This window comes from Pseudomonas cuatrocienegasensis, assembly GCF_900110925.1.
Lineage (GTDB): Bacteria > Pseudomonadota > Gammaproteobacteria > Pseudomonadales > Pseudomonadaceae > Aquipseudomonas > Aquipseudomonas cuatrocienegasensis.
The window spans coordinates 423,932-439,335 of the sequence record NZ_FOFP01000002.1; the positions used below are offsets into that span (position 1 = coordinate 423,932).

At 62.0% G+C, this 15,404-nt stretch carries 16 protein-coding genes; 3 read left to right on the forward strand and 13 right to left on the reverse strand.

Annotated features, from left to right (window positions below; translation table 11 throughout):
- Window positions 1-2 precede the first annotated feature (2 nt).
- The 4 genes from BMW49_RS04820 to BMW49_RS04835 form a co-directional block, all read right to left on the reverse strand.
- Window positions 3-1,652 (reverse strand): GMC family oxidoreductase, encoded by a 1,650-nt coding sequence (locus BMW49_RS04820; RefSeq protein ID WP_069516150.1) that lies wholly within the window; start codon window positions 1,650-1,652, stop codon window positions 3-5.
- A gap of 101 nt (window positions 1,653-1,753) precedes the next feature.
- A complete protein-coding gene (locus BMW49_RS04825) occupies window positions 1,754-2,473 on the reverse strand; it encodes a tellurite resistance TerB family protein (RefSeq protein ID WP_069516151.1) in 720 nt (239 codons plus the stop codon).
- Between the two features lie 93 nt (window positions 2,474-2,566).
- Window positions 2,567-4,276, reverse strand: coding sequence for a single-stranded-DNA-specific exonuclease RecJ (recJ, locus tag BMW49_RS04830; protein ID WP_069516152.1), 1,710 nt, complete (start codon window positions 4,274-4,276; stop codon window positions 2,567-2,569).
- 93 nt (window positions 4,277-4,369) lie between these two features.
- On the reverse strand, window positions 4,370-4,909 hold the full coding sequence (locus BMW49_RS04835) for a YaeQ family protein (RefSeq protein WP_069516153.1): 540 nt from the start codon (window positions 4,907-4,909) through the stop codon (window positions 4,370-4,372).
- A gap of 129 nt (window positions 4,910-5,038) precedes the next feature.
- Between BMW49_RS04835 and BMW49_RS04840 the strand changes: the two genes are divergently transcribed.
- Window positions 5,039-5,302 (forward strand): hypothetical protein, encoded by a 264-nt coding sequence (locus BMW49_RS04840; protein ID WP_069516154.1) that lies wholly within the window; start codon window positions 5,039-5,041, stop codon window positions 5,300-5,302.
- Between the two features lie 70 nt (window positions 5,303-5,372).
- A complete protein-coding gene (locus BMW49_RS04845) occupies window positions 5,373-6,089 on the forward strand; it encodes an endonuclease (RefSeq protein ID WP_069516155.1) in 717 nt (238 codons plus the stop codon).
- 176 nt (window positions 6,090-6,265) lie between these two features.
- Here BMW49_RS04845 and thrC read toward each other — a convergent pair whose 3' ends face one another.
- The 9 genes from thrC to ffh all read right to left on the reverse strand — a co-directional run bounded on the left by thrC (window position 6,266) and on the right by ffh (window position 14,429).
- Window positions 6,266-7,690 carry a threonine synthase gene (thrC, locus tag BMW49_RS04850; protein WP_069516156.1) on the reverse strand — a complete coding sequence of 475 codons (1,425 nt, stop codon included), beginning with the start codon at window positions 7,688-7,690 and terminating at the stop codon, window positions 6,266-6,268.
- A gap of 10 nt (window positions 7,691-7,700) precedes the next feature.
- Window positions 7,701-9,005, reverse strand: coding sequence for a homoserine dehydrogenase (locus BMW49_RS04855; RefSeq protein WP_069516157.1), 1,305 nt, complete (start codon window positions 9,003-9,005; stop codon window positions 7,701-7,703).
- A gap of 144 nt (window positions 9,006-9,149) precedes the next feature.
- On the reverse strand, window positions 9,150-9,875 hold the full coding sequence (locus BMW49_RS04860; protein WP_069516158.1) for a thioredoxin fold domain-containing protein: 726 nt from the start codon (window positions 9,873-9,875) through the stop codon (window positions 9,150-9,152).
- A 92-nt stretch (window positions 9,876-9,967) separates the two neighbouring features.
- Window positions 9,968-10,864: a site-specific tyrosine recombinase XerD gene (xerD, locus tag BMW49_RS04865; protein ID WP_069516159.1), complete on the reverse strand. Its 897-nt coding sequence runs from the start codon at window positions 10,862-10,864 to the stop codon at window positions 9,968-9,970.
- A gap of 75 nt (window positions 10,865-10,939) precedes the next feature.
- Window positions 10,940-11,290, reverse strand: a complete 351-nt coding sequence (gene rplS / locus BMW49_RS04870; RefSeq protein WP_069516160.1) for a 50S ribosomal protein L19 — start codon at window positions 11,288-11,290, stop codon at window positions 10,940-10,942.
- Window positions 11,291-11,332: 42 nt separating this feature from the next.
- The gene (gene trmD, locus BMW49_RS04875; RefSeq protein ID WP_069516161.1) at window positions 11,333-12,085 is read right to left on the reverse strand and encodes a tRNA (guanosine(37)-N1)-methyltransferase TrmD; all 753 of its coding nucleotides are present in this window, start codon (window positions 12,083-12,085) and stop codon (window positions 11,333-11,335) included.
- Window positions 12,086-12,090: 5 nt separating this feature from the next.
- The gene (rimM, locus tag BMW49_RS04880) at window positions 12,091-12,627 is read right to left on the reverse strand and encodes a ribosome maturation factor RimM (protein WP_069516162.1); all 537 of its coding nucleotides are present in this window, start codon (window positions 12,625-12,627) and stop codon (window positions 12,091-12,093) included.
- A gap of 8 nt (window positions 12,628-12,635) precedes the next feature.
- Window positions 12,636-12,887: a 30S ribosomal protein S16 gene (gene rpsP / locus BMW49_RS04885; RefSeq protein WP_069516163.1), complete on the reverse strand. Its 252-nt coding sequence runs from the start codon at window positions 12,885-12,887 to the stop codon at window positions 12,636-12,638.
- Between the two features lie 159 nt (window positions 12,888-13,046).
- Window positions 13,047-14,429 (reverse strand): signal recognition particle protein, encoded by a 1,383-nt coding sequence (gene ffh / locus BMW49_RS04890; protein ID WP_069516164.1) that lies wholly within the window; start codon window positions 14,427-14,429, stop codon window positions 13,047-13,049.
- Window positions 14,430-14,583: 154 nt separating this feature from the next.
- Between ffh and BMW49_RS04895 the strand changes: the two genes are divergently transcribed.
- Complete coding sequence (locus BMW49_RS04895) at window positions 14,584-15,384, forward strand: cytochrome C assembly family protein (protein ID WP_069516165.1); 801 nt, start codon at window positions 14,584-14,586, stop codon at window positions 15,382-15,384.
- Window positions 15,385-15,404 lie beyond the last annotated feature (20 nt).

A 15,404-nucleotide genomic window follows, 5' to 3' on the forward strand; every position in this document is an offset into this window, starting at 1 on the left:
CGTTAAACAGCAAGGACAGTTTCGCGTAACGGCGCCTGAGCGAGACGCTGATGCCCTTGCAGGATCAGCTCGGCCGCTTTCTCCGCAATCATCAACACCGGCGAGCAGGTGTTGCCGGAGACGATCGACGGCATGATCGAGGCATCGGCAATGCGCAGCCCGGCAATCCCATGCACCCGCAGCTGCGCATCGACCACCGCATCCGGTCCCTGGCCCATCTTGCAGGTACCGACCGGGTGGAAGATGGTCGTGCCAATCTCCGCCGCCGCACGGTGCAGGTCTTCTTCACTCTGGTAGTCCGGGCCGGGCTTGTACTCGACCGGTTTGAAAGCAGCCAGGGCTGGCGCAGCGGCAATGCGCCGGGTCAGGCGAATGGCATCGGCTGCCACCGCCAGGTCCCGCGTGTCGCTCAGGTAGTTGGGCTGAATCAGTGGCGCATCGGCCACATCCAGCGAACGGATGGCCACCGAGCCACGGCTGTACGGCCGCAAATTGCACACCGAGGCGGTAAAGGCCGGGAAGGCATGCAGCGGCTCACCGAAGCGCTCCAACGACAGCGGCTGCACGTGGTACTGCAAATTGGCCGACGCCTGCTCGGGGCTCGACCGGGCAAAGGCGCCCAACTGACTCGGCGCCATGGCCAGCGGCCCGCTGCGCTTGAACAGATACTCCAGGCCCATGCCGGCCTTGCCCCACAGGCTGCCGGCGATCTGGTTGAGCGTCGGCACGCCGCTGACCTGGTAAACCAGGCGCAGCTGTAAATGATCCTGCAAGTTGGCGCCCACGCCAGGCAATGCATGGGCCACGCCAACCCCCACCTGCTGCAGCAGCGAGGGTGCACCTATACCGGAGCGTTGCAGAATCGCCGGCGTGCCGATGGCACCACTGCACAGCAGCACCTCGCGGCGCGCCCGAAGCAATTGCTCACGCCCCTGCCAGCGCACGTGCAGCCCTTCCGCCCGCCCGCTAGCCAGCGCCACCCGCTGCACTTCGGCACCCGTCAGCACCCGCAGGTTGGGGCGCTCGGCAATGCCGCGCAAAAAGGCTTTGGACGCATTCCAACGCACACCACTGCGCTGGTTGACCTGAAAGTAGCTGCACCCTTCGTTATCGCCGCCGTTGAAATCCTCGATGCTGGCGATACCGCTCTGCGCCGCCGCACCGCGAAAGGCCTCAAGCAGCGCCCAGGACAACCGCTGACGCTCCACCCGCCACTCGCCCGCCGCACCATGCAGGGCACTGTCGCCGGCATAGTGGTTTTCCGTACGTTTGAACAGCGGCAAGACATCCTGCCACGCCCACCCAGGATTGCCGGCGGCAGCCCAGGCATCGTAATCACCGGCCTGGCCACGCATGTAGATCATGCCGTTGATCGACGAACTGCCGCCGAGCACACGCCCCCGCGGATAACGCAACGCCCGGCCGTTCAGCCCTGCTTGCGGTTCGGTGTCGTAGCACCAGTCCGTACGTGGATTGCCGATGCAGTAGAGGTAGCCAACGGGGATATGAATCCAGGGGTAGTTATCGCGTCCACCCGCTTCGAGCAGCAGGACACTGACACTGGGGTCAGCTGATAAGCGATTGGCCAACAGGCAACCGGCCGGGCCGGCACCTGCGATAAGGTAGTCGTAGCTGTCTTGGAGTGGGTCCACGCGTGCCTCGCATCATCCTGTCGATGCGACTGAGACTAGACGCAAGCCCGACGCAGGGGAAATGCCCCTTTGGTCGCACGCGTGACGACAGCACTGCCGGCTTAGACCTCGGCCAACTCGCGGCGCGTCTGTGCTTCCAACTCAGCCTTGAGCTGCGGGTCGAGCTTGAGCTGGCGGGCCAGTTCGTCCAGGTAGGCGCGCTCCATAAAGTGCTCCTCATCGACCATCAGCACGCTGGCCACGTACATTTCTGCGGCCATTTCCGGGGTGCTGGCCGCGCGGGCCACATCGGCCGGATCGAGCGGTTTGTTCAGCTCACTCTCCAGCCAGCGCTGCACCTCGGCATCGCCGGTCAGTTTGACGAACTCGCCTTCGATCAGCTCGCGCTCGCGGGCATCGACATGGCCGTCGGCCTTTGCCGCAGCCACCAGGGCCTTGAGAATCGCCTGGCTGTGCAGCTCGACCTGGGGCGCGGGCAGGCGATCCAGGGTCTGCGGGTCACCCTGCGGTGCCTGGGCCTGCTGCGCCTGCCAGTTGCCGTAGGCCTTGTAGGCAATCACCCCGAGCGCCGCCAGGCCACCGTAGGTCAGCGCCTTGCCACCAAACTTGCGCGCGCTCTTGTTACCCAGCAACAGCCCCAGCGCCCCACCTGCCAGCGCGCCCTTACCGGCGCCACCACCCAGCACACTGCCCAGGCCGCCTTTGCCGGCACCGGACAACAGACCACCCAGGCCGCCGCCAGCCGATGAACCGCCCGCCTTGTTCTGCAGCAGGTCCTGGCCGGATTTGAGCAACTGATCGAGCAAACCGCGCGTATTCATTGATTGTTCTCCATATCGGGATGCAAATCAGAACACAGGCGGCGAACAAAAATTCCGCTATTGCAGCCGCGATATGCGACCAGATATTGCCGCTCAGCGCGGCGCCAGGTGGGCGATCATCAGCTGTACACTCTCGTTGCCACGAAACTCGTTGAGGTCGAGTTTGTAGGCCAGTTCGGCCCAGCGCACCGTGGGGTTGGGCCAGATCTCACGGTCGACGTTGAAGGCGATGGCGTCGAGTTGCATGCTGCCGCACTCGGTCTTGAGTACCAACTTGAGATGGCGCTCGCCGACCACCCGCTGGTTGACGATCTGGAACACGCCATGGAACAGCGGCTCGGGAAAATGCTGGCCCCAGGGCCCGGCATTGCGCAGCGCACGGGCCAGTTCCAGATGGAACTCGGTGACGCCGAGCTGGCCATCGGAGAGCAGGCGCCCGGTCAGGTCATCCTCACAGAGCTGACGGCGCACTTCGGCATCAAAGGCGGCGGCGAAAGCGCCGAAGTTTTCCTGCGGCAGCGACAACCCGGCCGCCATGGCATGGCCACCGAATTTGCTGATCAGTTGCGGGTGCCTGGCGGCCACCGCATCCAATGCATCGCGAATATGGAAACCCGGCACCGAGCGCGCCGAACCTTTGAGCACGCCCTCGCCGGCATCGGCAAAGGCAATGGTCGGGCGGTGGTAGCGTTCCTTGAGACGCGAGGCGAGGATGCCGATCACCCCCTGGTGCCAATCGGCCTCGAACAGGCACAGGCCGAACGGCATGTCATCCAGCGGCAGGTCCTTGAGCTGGGCCAGGGCTTCGCGCTGCATGCCCTGCTCGATGGCCTTGCGGTCCTGGTTCAGTTGGTCGAGCTGCACCGCCATGTCGCGGGCCAGGGCTTCGTCTTCGCAGAGCAGGCATTCGATGCCCAGGGCCATGTCATCCAGACGCCCGGCGGCATTCAAGCGTGGACCGAGGATAAAACCGAGGTCGGTGGAAGTGATGCGCCGGTGATCGCGCCCCGCCACCTCCAGAATCGCCCGCAAACCAGGCCGCGCCCGACCGGCACGGATGCGCGCCAGGCCCTGATGCACCAGGATGCGGTTATTGGCATCCAGCGGCACCACATCGGCCACGCTGCCCAGGGCCACCAGGTCGAGCAGCTCACCCAGATTCGGCTCCTGCCGCGTAGCGAACCAGCCCATCTCACGCAGGCGCGCGCGCAGCGCCAGCAGCACGTAGAACATCACACCGACGCCGGCCATGGCCTTGCTGGGGAAATCGCAACCCGGCTGGTTGGGGTTGACGATGGCATCGGCTGCCGGCAATTCAGCACCTGGCAAGTGGTGGTCGGTGACCAGCACGCGCAAGCCGGCGGCCTTGGCTGCGGCGACGCCGTCGACGCTGGAAATGCCGTTATCCACAGTGAGCAGCAGATCCGGCTGGCGCTCAAGCGCCACGGCGACGATCTCGGGGGTCAGGCCATAGCCGTATTCAAAGCGATTCGGCACCAGGTAATCGACATGGGCTGCGCCGAGCAGACGCAAGCCGAGCACGCCGACCGTGCTGGCGGTGGCACCGTCGGCATCGAAGTCGCCGACAATCAGGATGCGCTGACGCTGCTCCAGCGCCTCGACCAGCAACTGCACCGCCGCGTCGATACCCTTGAGCTGCTGATAGGGGATCAAGCGCGCCAGGCCCTTGTCCAGCTCCTCGGCGGATTGCACACCGCGGGCGGCATACAAACGGGTCAACAGCGGCGGCAGGTTGCCCAGGTCGGGCAGCGTAGCGGGAAGGGGGCGGGCTTCAATGCGCATGGGGGTTGTGTCTACCAGGTGAAAGGTCGCTCAGGTGAGCGCCGGCATTGGCGTGAATCAAGGACCCCAGCAACGCGCCAAGGCCCGCGCGGCTCAGCGTTCGCCCGCCAGCCATTGCATGGGGATCTCGTGCTGACCAAGCTCGTCGGTGACGAACAGCTCGCCGTCGCTGATCATCACGCTCCAGTTCAAGGCCCGCGGCATGTTCAGCGCCAGGCTGGCCAGCGCCTCCTGGTCCAGGGCCACGACGTTGATATTCTTCAGGCTGCGTACCGGGTCCAGGGCCTTGGTCTGCCACACGCGCAGGTTGCCGTAGGCCACCAGGCTGAACTTCTCGGTGCGCCGCGAACACCAGGTGATACGGTCGCTGTCTGGCTGGCCGACTTCGATCCAGTGCAGCACCCGGTCATCCAGGCTCTTTTCCCACAACGCCGGCTCGTCGACATCCGACAGGCCACGGCCAAACGCCAGGTGCTCGTGATAGAACAGGGCGTAGCCAATCAACCGTGCGGCCAGGCGTTCCTCGGTTTCCGACGGGTGTCGGGCCACGGTAAAACGCAGGCTCTCGTAGACACTGCGGTCCATGTCCGTGAGGTTCAGGTCGATTTTGTAGGTGGTGGACGGCTGTGCCATGGGTGAACTTCTTGATTGAGCGACGTAGCGCGCCAGTCTACCCCATGCGCGGTCTGCGGTCAGGCGGCCTGATCGGATGAACGCCTGACGCACCCTGTCGTCTACCCTGTACAGACCGGAGAACCACAGATGCCGACACCTCTACCCCCGCTGCCTGAGGATATCGCCCGCGCCGTACGCTTCGGCGAACGGGATTACGCCCTGCAGCGCCTGCGTGAGCACCTCAACCTGAGCGAAGCAGACGCCAGCGAACTGCTCAATCGTTACCAGGAAGACACCCCGCCGATTCGCTTACGCGGTGCCGGAATCATCCGCCGCAGCCCGCTCAATGCACTGGTGTGGCTGGCCTTCATCCTGATACTGGCCGTCGTCGGGCTACTCCTGAGCCGCTGAGCTATTAAAAGGCTAGCCTTGGCAGCGTCTCTGCAATGCGTATGATGCGGCGCTTTTGGACTGCCCCTGCATGCCCCTGCGCCGTACGCTTGTTCTGCTCTGCTCGCTTCTGTGTACCCCTGCTCTCGCCAATCCACCCACCAGCTTCAGCGCCGCCAAGAAAATTGGCTGGACCCTCTACGCCCGTCAGTCAGTCGAGTTCTACTGCGGCTGCAAATTCACCGGCACCCGCGTCGACCTCAAGAGCTGCGGCTACGTACCGCGCAAGAACGCTAACCGCGCCGCGCGCATCGAATGGGAGCATATAGTTCCAGCCTGGCAGATCGGTCATCAGCGCCAGTGCTGGCAGAACGGCGGGCGCAAGAACTGCAGCAAGAACGACAGCGTATTCCGCCGCGCCGAGGCCGACCTGCACAATCTGGTGCCGGCCATCGGCGAGGTCAATGGCGACCGCAGCAACTATGACTTCGCCTGGCTACCCCAGGCGCCCAACCAATACGGCGCCTGCCCCACAGTGGTCGACTTCAAGGCGCGCAAGGTCATGCCGCGCAAGGAGATACGCGGGATGATCGCGCGCACTTATCTGTACATGGGCGAGCGCTACAAGCTGCGCCTGTCGAAACAGAATCGCCAACTGTTCAGCGCCTGGCATAAGACCTATCCCGCGCAGCCGTGGGAGCGCCAGCGCAACCAGTTGATGAGCTGCGTAATGGGCTGGAGCAATCCCTATGTCGGCCCCTACGACAAAGCCGCTTGCCCACCGGCACAGACGTTGGTGCGACGTTGACGTTGCCCACGCACAAGAACGCCCTGCATCTGCCGGCTGTTTTAACGTCAATTCAGCTCCTGTAGGAGCGAATTTATTCGCGAATGAATTCGTTCCACAGATGCAGCAGCTAATACACATAACCAAGAAAAAGGCCGGTCTCTTGCGAGTACCGGCCTTGTTCATCACTGTTTGAGTTACAGCGGCTTACCACGGTTGCCATGATTGGCGACAAAGGCCTGCACGGTCAGCAGGTCATTGGCCAGCACGGTGCAGCGCTCGTCGCGCTCGAACAGGTCAGCCAGGTGCGCCGGCAGCTCCAGTTCGTTGGCCACCCCGGCTTTTTCCACCGCCTCGGGGAATTTGACCGGGTGGGCGGTGCCGAGGATCACCATGGGCACGGCCAGGCTGCGCCGGCACTCGCGCGCAGCACGCACGCCGATAGCCGTGTGCGGGTCGAGCAGCTCGCCGGACTCGGCCAGAACCTGGGCGATGGTCTCGCTGGTCTGCTCGTCGCTGACCGCCAGGGAATCGAACAGCTTGCGCGCTTCGGTCCAGCGGTCTTGCTCGACGCTGAAACCGCCACCCTGCTTGAAGTTGGCCATCAGCTCGGCAATCGCCGCGCCGTTGCGGCCGTGCAGGTCGAACAGCAGACGCTCGAAATTCGAGGAGACCATGATGTCCATCGACGGCGACAGGGTCGGATACAGGTCGCCCTTGACGTACTGATTGCCGCTCATAAAGCGGTGCAGAATGTCGTTGCGGTTGGTCGCGACGATCAGTTGGCTGATCGGCAGGCCCATGTTACGCGCCAGGTAGCCAGCGAAGATGTCGCCAAAGTTACCGGTCGGCACCGAGAACGCCACGGAACGCGCCGGCCCGCCGAGCTGCAGGGCGGCGTGAAAGTAGTAGACGATCTGGGCCATGATCCGCGCCCAGTTGATCGAGTTGACCGCCACCAAACGGGTGCCCTTGAGGAAGCCCTGGTCGGCGAAGCTGGCCTTGACCATTTCCTGGCAGTCGTCGAAGTTACCTTCGATGGCGATGTTGTGGATATTCTCGCCGAAGATGGTCGTCATCTGCCGACGCTGCACCTCGGACACGCGCTGGTGCGGGTGCATGATAAAGATGTCGACATTCTCGCAGGCCTTGCAGCCTTCGATGGCAGCCGAGCCGGTATCGCCCGAGGTGGCGCCCATGATCACCACACGCTCGTTGCGCTTGGCCAGCACGTAATCGAGCAGGCGGCCGAGCAACTGCAGGGCAAAGTCCTTGAACGCCAGGGTCGGGCCGTGGAACAGCTCCAGTACCCATTCGTTGCCATTGAGCTGGCGCAGTGGCGCCACGGCATTGTGAGCGAACACACCATCGGCGCCGGTCGCATATGTCTGTTCGAGGATCTGCTTGAAATCGGCGTCCGGAATACTGCCGGTAACGAACGGGCGCATCACCCGGAAGGCCAGCTCGTGGTACGGCAGGCCAGCCCAGGACGCGATTTCTTCCTGGGTGAAGCGCGGCAGATTTTCCGGCACATAGAGGCCGCCATCGGTCGCCAGACCGGCCAGCAGCACATCTTCAAAATTGAGGGCCGGTGCCTGGCCGCGGGTGCTGATATAACGCATGACTACTTCCTCAGACCAGTTGCTCGACGCGGATGCGCACGACAGGACCAACCACGTCGTCCAGGGCCTCCAGGGCGCTGATCGCCTCATTGATATGCACTTCGAGCACGCGATGGGTGACCAGGATCATCGGCACCAGGCCATCGTGCTCCTCGGCCTCCTTCTGCATGATCGACTCGATATTGATACCGCGCCCGGAAAGAATGCTCGCCACCTGGGCCAGCACGCCGGGGCGGTCCTTGGCCTGAATGCGCAGGTAGTAAGCGCTCTCGCAGGCACTGATCGGCAGGATCGGGTGCTCGGATAGCGCATCGGGCTGGAAGGCCAGATGCGGTACGCGGTTGCTCGGGTCAGCAGTTAGCGCGCGGACCACGTCGACCAGATCAGCGACCACCGAAGAAGCGGTCGGCTCCATACCAGCGCCGGCACCGTAATACAGGGTGCTACCGGCGGCATCGCCGTTGACCATCACCGCGTTCATCACGCCGTTGACGTTGGCGATCAGGCGATCGGCAGGGATCAGCGTCGGGTGCACGCGCAGCTCGATTCCTGCGTCGGTACGCCGGGCCACACCCAGGTGCTTGATGCGGTAGCCCAGCGCTTCGGCATAGTTCACGTCAGCGGTGGTCAGCTGGGTGATGCCTTCGGTATAGGCCTTGTCGAACTGCAGCGGGATGCCGAAGGCAATGGACGCCAGGATGGTCAGCTTGTGCGCCGCATCGATGCCTTCGACGTCGAAGGTTGGATCGGCTTCGGCATAACCCAGCGCCTGTGCTTCCTTGAGCACGTCGTCGAAGGCACGGCCTTTTTCGCGCATCTCACTGAGAATGAAGTTGCCGGTGCCGTTGATGATGCCGGCCAGCCAGTTGATGCGGTTGGCCGCCAGACCTTCGCGAATCGCCTTGATCACCGGAATACCACCGGCCACCGCCGCTTCAAAGGCGACGATCACACCCTTCTCGCGGGCCTTGGCGAAGATCTCATTGCCGTGCACGGCGATCAGCGCCTTGTTCGCGGTAACCACGTGCTTGCCATTGTCGATGGCTTTAAGCACCAGTTCCTTGGCCAGGGTGTAACCACCGATCAGCTCGACCACTATGTCGATTTCAGGGTTGTTGACCAGCTCGAACGCATCGCTGGTCATGCTAATACCGGTCGTATCGTACTGCGGCTTGGGCGAACGAATAGCAATCTGGGCAACTTCAATACCGCGCCCTGCGCGCCGGGTAATTTCCTCGGCATTACGCTTGAGTACATTCAACGTACCGCCACCGACGGTACCGAGCCCACAGATGCCTACTTTGACCGGTTTCACACTGAACTCCCATCTGCACTGCGTAAAACGGCCGGAGCATGCTCCGGCCGTGGAATAAAAGAGCCGCACCTTACGAAGCGGCTGTTTAATAGTCAATTGGCGGGGCGGGGTCTGAGCGAAGGAAACGGGAACAGACCCAAGGCCTCACTGCGCGTCGAGCGCCAGCTTGGCCAACTGCGGCGCAGGCTGGTAACCGGGGATCATCTTGCCATTGGCTAGGACGATGGCCGGCGTGCCACTGACACCAATCATCTGTCCCAGCTCGTACTGCTTGGCCACCGGGTTGTCGCACTGCGCGGTATCGACGCTCTGACGATTCTTCGCCCGGTTCATCGCCGACTGTTTGTCCTTGGCGCACCAAACGTTGACCAGCTCCTGTGCCGCCGGGCTATTCAGCCCCTGACGCGGGAACGCCACATAACGGACTTCGACGCCAAGGCGGTTAAGTTCCGGCACTTCGCTGTGCAGTTTCTGGCAATAACCGCAATCGGTGTCGGTAAACACAGTGATATGGGTCTTGGGCTTATCGGCACCAAATACCACCATATCCTTGGCTGGAATGGCATCGATCACCTTGGCGATGCCCCGCCCCTCTTCCTGCTCGGTCAGGTTGACCGCTTTGCCATCCTTGAACTGGAACAGATAACCCTGCAGCAGGAACTGGCCATCGGCACTGGCATACAGTTGACGGCCACCGGTGAGCTGAACCTGATAAACCCCTGGCATCGGGCTCTCGGCAATGGCCTCGATCGGCAGGTCGGGCTGGATCGACTGCAGGTTCTTGCGGATCGCCTGATCAGGATCGGCAGCCAGGACAATACTGCTGGCGAGGCCCAGGGCCGCGACGGCGAAAAGACGGGAAACGCGCATGAAAACTCCTGTCGAGCGACGGACTGTCGAAGATGGACAAAGCCTACCATAGAAGCACCCAAACACCGACCGCAGGCGGGTAGGCGGTTCTCTTAGCCGCGCGGGTGGTGCTGGCTGTGCAGGGCTTGCAAACGGGCACGGGCGACATGGGTGTAGATTTGCGTAGTCGACAAATCACTGTGGCCGAGCAACAGCTGCACCACCCGTAAATCCGCCCCATGGTTGAGCAGGTGCGTGGCAAAGGCATGGCGCAGGGTATGGGGCGACAAGCTGCTGGCAATCCCGGCCACCCGCGCATGCAGCTTGATCCGGTGCCAGAAGGTCTGCCGGGTCATCTGCTCGCCGCGCAGGCTGGGAAACAACACATCGCTGGGCCGCCCGGCCAACAGCAACGCCCGCGCCTCGCGCTGATAACGCTCCAGCCACTCGATGGCCTCCTCGCCCAACGGCACCAGGCGCTCCTTGCTGCCCTTGCCAAATACACGCAGCACACCCTGGCGCAAATTGACCTGCTCCAGCGTCAACCCGGTCAGCTCGCTGACGCGCAAGCCGCAGGCGTAAAGCACCTCAAGCATCGCCCGGTCGCGCATACCCAACGGATCATCGGTATCCGGCGCGGCCAGCAATGCGTCAACATCGGCCTCGGACAACGACTTGGGCAATGGCCGACCCAACTGCGGCAAATCAACCTGCAGGGTCGGGTCCACAGCGATCACGCCTTCGCGCAGGAGAAAACGGTAAAAGCCGCGCAACCCAGAGATCATCCGCGCCGTGGAGCGCGCCTTGTAGCCCTCATTGACCCGCCAGGCCAGATGATCGAGGATCACCGCGCGCTCTGCCGTGGCCAGCTCGACACCACGCTCCTGCAACCAGCCGTTGAACAGCGCCAGGTCACTGCGGTAGGCCGCACGAGTGTGAACGGACAAGCCTTTCTCCAGCCACAAGGCCTCGAGAAAGCGATCTATGAGCGGGTGATCAATAGCCGACATACAGGTCTCCGCGTACCCCGTGCCCCAGAAACGAAAAAAGCAGCCCGTAGGCTGCTTTTTTCCGAAAACCGAACCTTAGCCCAGTTTTTCCTTGATGCGTGCTGCCTTGCCGGACAGGTCGCGCAGGTAGTACAGCTTGGCTTTACGAACGTCACCGCGACGCTTCACAGCCAGGCTGTCGACCAGCGGGCTGTAGGTCTGGAAAGTACGCTCGACGCCGACACCGTTGGAGATTTTGCGAACGGTGAATGCGCTGTTCAGGCCGCGATTACGCTTGGCGATTACTACGCCTTCGAAAGCCTGCAGACGCTGACGGTCACCTTCTTTCACTTTAACCTGAACGACGATGGTGTCGCCCGGTGCGAAAGTCGGGATCTCTTTGCTCATCTGCTCAGCTTCGATCTGCTGAATGATCTTGTTGGTCATGCTGCGCTCCTAAGACAGGCAATCAGGCCTGCCATCGATACGTTAACTATCGTCCCGCTGGCGGATGTATTCCTCCAGCAGCTTCTTCTCTTCTCCAGAAAGCGAGCGGCTTTCCAGAAGATCGACGCGTCGTTCGTAGGTCCGACCAAGGGACTGCTGCAAACGCCAGCGCCGGATGTGTTTGTGGTTACCGCTAAGCAGCACCTCGGGAACACGTTTATCCGCATACACCTCCGGGCGGGTGTAGTGCGGGCAGTCGAGCAAGCCGTCCGTAAAGGAGTCTTCCTCGGCCGAGGCTGCATGACCCAATGCACCAGGCAAAAGGCGCGTTACCGCATCGATCAGCACCATGGCCGGCAGCTCACCGCCAGACAGGACGTAATCCCCGATCGACCATTCTTCATCCACATGCGCCTCAATAAAGCGCTCGTCGATGCCTTCGTAGCGGCCGGCGATCAGGATCAACGCATCCTCGTTCGCCAGCTCGCGTACTGCCGCCTGCGTCAGCGGGCGACCTTGCGGCGACAGATAAATCACCTTCGCGGCTCCACCTGTGGCCTGCTTGGCATTGAGCAAAGCATCCTCAAGCGGCTTGATCTTCATTACCATGCCGGGGCCGCCACCGAAGGGGCGATCATCGACCGTATGATGACGATCAGTGGTGTAGCTGCGCGGGTTCCAGCAGGTCAATTGCAACAACCCCTGTTTCACCGCACGGCTGGTGATGCCGTAATCACTAATGGCAGCAAACATTTCCGGGAACAGCGTGATGACGTCTACGCGCAGATTCGGCATCAGGCTTAGAAGTCCGCATCCCAGTCGACCTGCATCTCGCCAGCGGCCAGGTCAATCGACAGCACACATTGCCCGGTATAGGGCAACAGGCGTTCACGATCATCCAGGCTGCCCGCACAGGGCTTGACCACCATTACATCGTTGGCACCAGTCTCAAACAGATGGTCGATAGTGCCGAGCAATTGCCCTGCCTGATCAATGACCTTGAGACCTTCCAGCTGATACCAGTAAAACTCGCCATCGCTCAGATCAGGCAACTGGCTGCGCGGAACACAGATCTCGAAGCCGGCGTAGGTACGCGCCACTTCACGATCATCAAGCCCCTTGAGCTTTGCTACCAGAACCTTGCCTTGCAAGCGTCCACTGGCTAATTCGACCTGCTTTACCTCGTGGTCACGCCGAAGCGTCCAGCGAGGATAATCGAGCACGTTGGTCAAAGGATCGGTAAAGGAATACACCTTCACATCCCCTTTTATGCCATGCACCGAAACAATCTTGCCGAGTACGACGAGGTCTTCGGCGGGAGCTGGCGACATGCTCATAAGGATGCTTAGGCAGCAGCCTTAGCAGCTTCCTTGAGCAGCTGAGCAACGCGCTCAGACGGCTGTGCACCCTGGGCGAGCCAGTAAGTGGCGCGTTCCTGGTCAACGGACAGCTTGATTTCTGCGCCGGTAGCAACCGGGTTGAAGAAACCAATACGCTCGACGAAGCGACCATCGCGCGCATTGCGGCTGTTGGTCACGGTCAGGTGGTAAAAGGGGCGCTTTTTAGAGCCGCCACGGGCAAGACGGATGGTTACCATTGAACTTCGTTCCTGTAGTCGGTGCTGCAAAACTGAAATGCACGCATAGGGCACTAGGCCCGAAAGGCCGCATATTCTAAGGATTATCCGGACATTTGCAAATGTCTTTTTCGACCAGCCGGATAGGTGGGACCCGGCGCAGCATGCGCCGGTTTGATATCAACGCTTGGGCAACCCGCCAAGACCGCCGGGCAGCATGCCGCCCATACCGCGCATCATCTTGGCCATGCCGCCCTTGGCGGTGAATTTCTTCATCATCTTCTGCATCTGTTTGTGCTGCTTGATCAGCCGACCGATGTCCTGCACCTGAGTGCCCGAGCCCATGGCGATGCGGCGCTTGCGCGACCCGCTGATCAGCTCAGGGTCACGGCGCTCGGCCGGGGTCATCGAGTTGATGATCGCCTCCATCTGCTTGAACTGCTTCTCGGCCGCGCCCTGGGCGCCGCCCATCTGCGCCAGATTGACGCCGCCCATCTGCGGCAGCTTGTCCATCAGGCCACCGAGACCGCCCATGCTTTTCATCTGGATCAGCTGATCGCGGAAGTCTTCAAGGTCGAAGCCCTTGCCTTTCTTCAGCTTGTTGGTGAGCTTCTGCGCCTTGTCCCGATCCAGGGTCTGCTCAGCCTGCTCGATCAGGCTGAGCACGTCACCCATGCCAAGGATGCGCGAAGCGATACGGTCCGGGTGGAAGGGTTCGAGCGCGTCGCTCTTCTCGCCCATACCGATAAATTTGATCGGCTTGCCGGTGATATGGCGCACCGACAGGGCCGCACCACCACGCGCATCACCGTCGACCTTGGTCAGCACCACGCCGGTCAGCGGCAACGCGTCATTGAAGGCCTTGGCCGTATTGGCCGCATCCTGACCGGTCATGGCGTCAACCACGAACAGCGTTTCCGCCGGCTTGACCGCGGCATGCAGCGCCTGAATCTCGGCCATCATCTCGGCATCGATGGCCAGGCGACCGGCGGTATCCACCAGCACCACATCAATGAACTTGAGCTTGGCTTCACGGATTGCCGCTTCCGCGATCGCGATCGGCTTCTGGCTGATATCGGAGGGGAAGAAGGTCACACCCACTTCAGCAGCCAGGGTTTCCAGCTGCTTGATCGCGGCAGGCCGGTAAACGTCGGCCGAAACCACCATCACGGTCTTTTTCTTACGCTCCTTGAGGAAGCGCGCCAGCTTGCCCACGGTGGTGGTCTTGCCCGCACCCTGCAGACCGGCCATCAGCACCACGGCCGGCGGCGTGACATTCAGCGCGAGGTCTTCGTTGGCCGCACCCATCAGACCTTCCAGCTCGGCCTGGACGATTTTCACAAAGGCCTGGCCGGGTGTCAGGCTGCGCGACACTTCGGTGCCGACCGCGCGATCCCGGACCTTATTGACGAAGTCCTTGACCACCGGCAGCGCGACGTCTGCTTCGAGCAGCGCCATGCGCACTTCGCGCAGCGTGTCCTTGATATTGTCTTCGGTCAGCTTGGCCTTGCCAGTGACGTTTCGCAGGCTCTGCGAGAGGCGATCTGTCAGATTTTCGAACATGCAGGTTCCTTTCAGGCCGACGGCCGAGGCGGTGGTCATGCAGCAAGCCGCAGATTATAACCAACTGCCCGCCCCACCGACACCGCCAGCAGTCTTTCGTCAATTCGGCAGCTATGCCACACTCAGGCCTTTCGGGCTCGCCTCTCCAGGATTTATGCACCCTTTGTTCCCCAGCCTCGCGGCTGCCTGCCTGTATTTCGGCGCCACCGCCTACCAGGGCCGCCACCTGATCCGTCGCAGCACACCCGACAAACGCCTATTGGCCATCCTCGGCGTGCTCGCCCTGCTGCTGCATGGCGCCAGCCTTTATATGCAGATGCTCAATAGCGCCGGCATGACCCTGGACTTTTTCAATGCCGCCAGCCTGATCGCCTTTGCCGTCATCGCTCTGATCCTGCTGGCCTGCCGCAACCTGCCAGTGGACAACCTGCTGCTGCCGCTCTTCCCGCTCGGCGCCCTGACCACGCTGCTGGCCCAGTTCATGCCATCAGGCACGCTCCAGCCGCTGGATGAAGAGCCGGGCATTCTGGCGCACATCCTGCTGTCGATCATGGCCTACGGCATGCTGACCATTGCGGTGTTTCAGGCGTTGTTACTGCTTTTGCAGGATCACCAACTCAAGCACAAGCACCCCTCCGGGCTGATTCGCAACTTCCCTCCCCTGCAAACCATGGAAAGCCTGCTGTTCGGTTTTCTCTGGGCAGGCTGGGCGCTGCTCTCGCTGTCGCTGCTCTCCGGCGCGTTGTTTATCGACGATCTGTTCGCCCAGCATCTGGTGCACAAGACCATCCTCTCGTGCTTTGCCTGGGTGGTGTTCGCGGTGCTGCTCTGGGGCCGCCACCAACTCGGCTGGCGTGGCCACAAGGCGATTCGCTGGACCCTGGCCGGCTTCTGCCTGCTGATGCTGGCCTACTTCGGTAGCAAGCTGGTCCGTGAATTCATCCTGCACATCTAATTCAAGCCCAAAGGCATTTT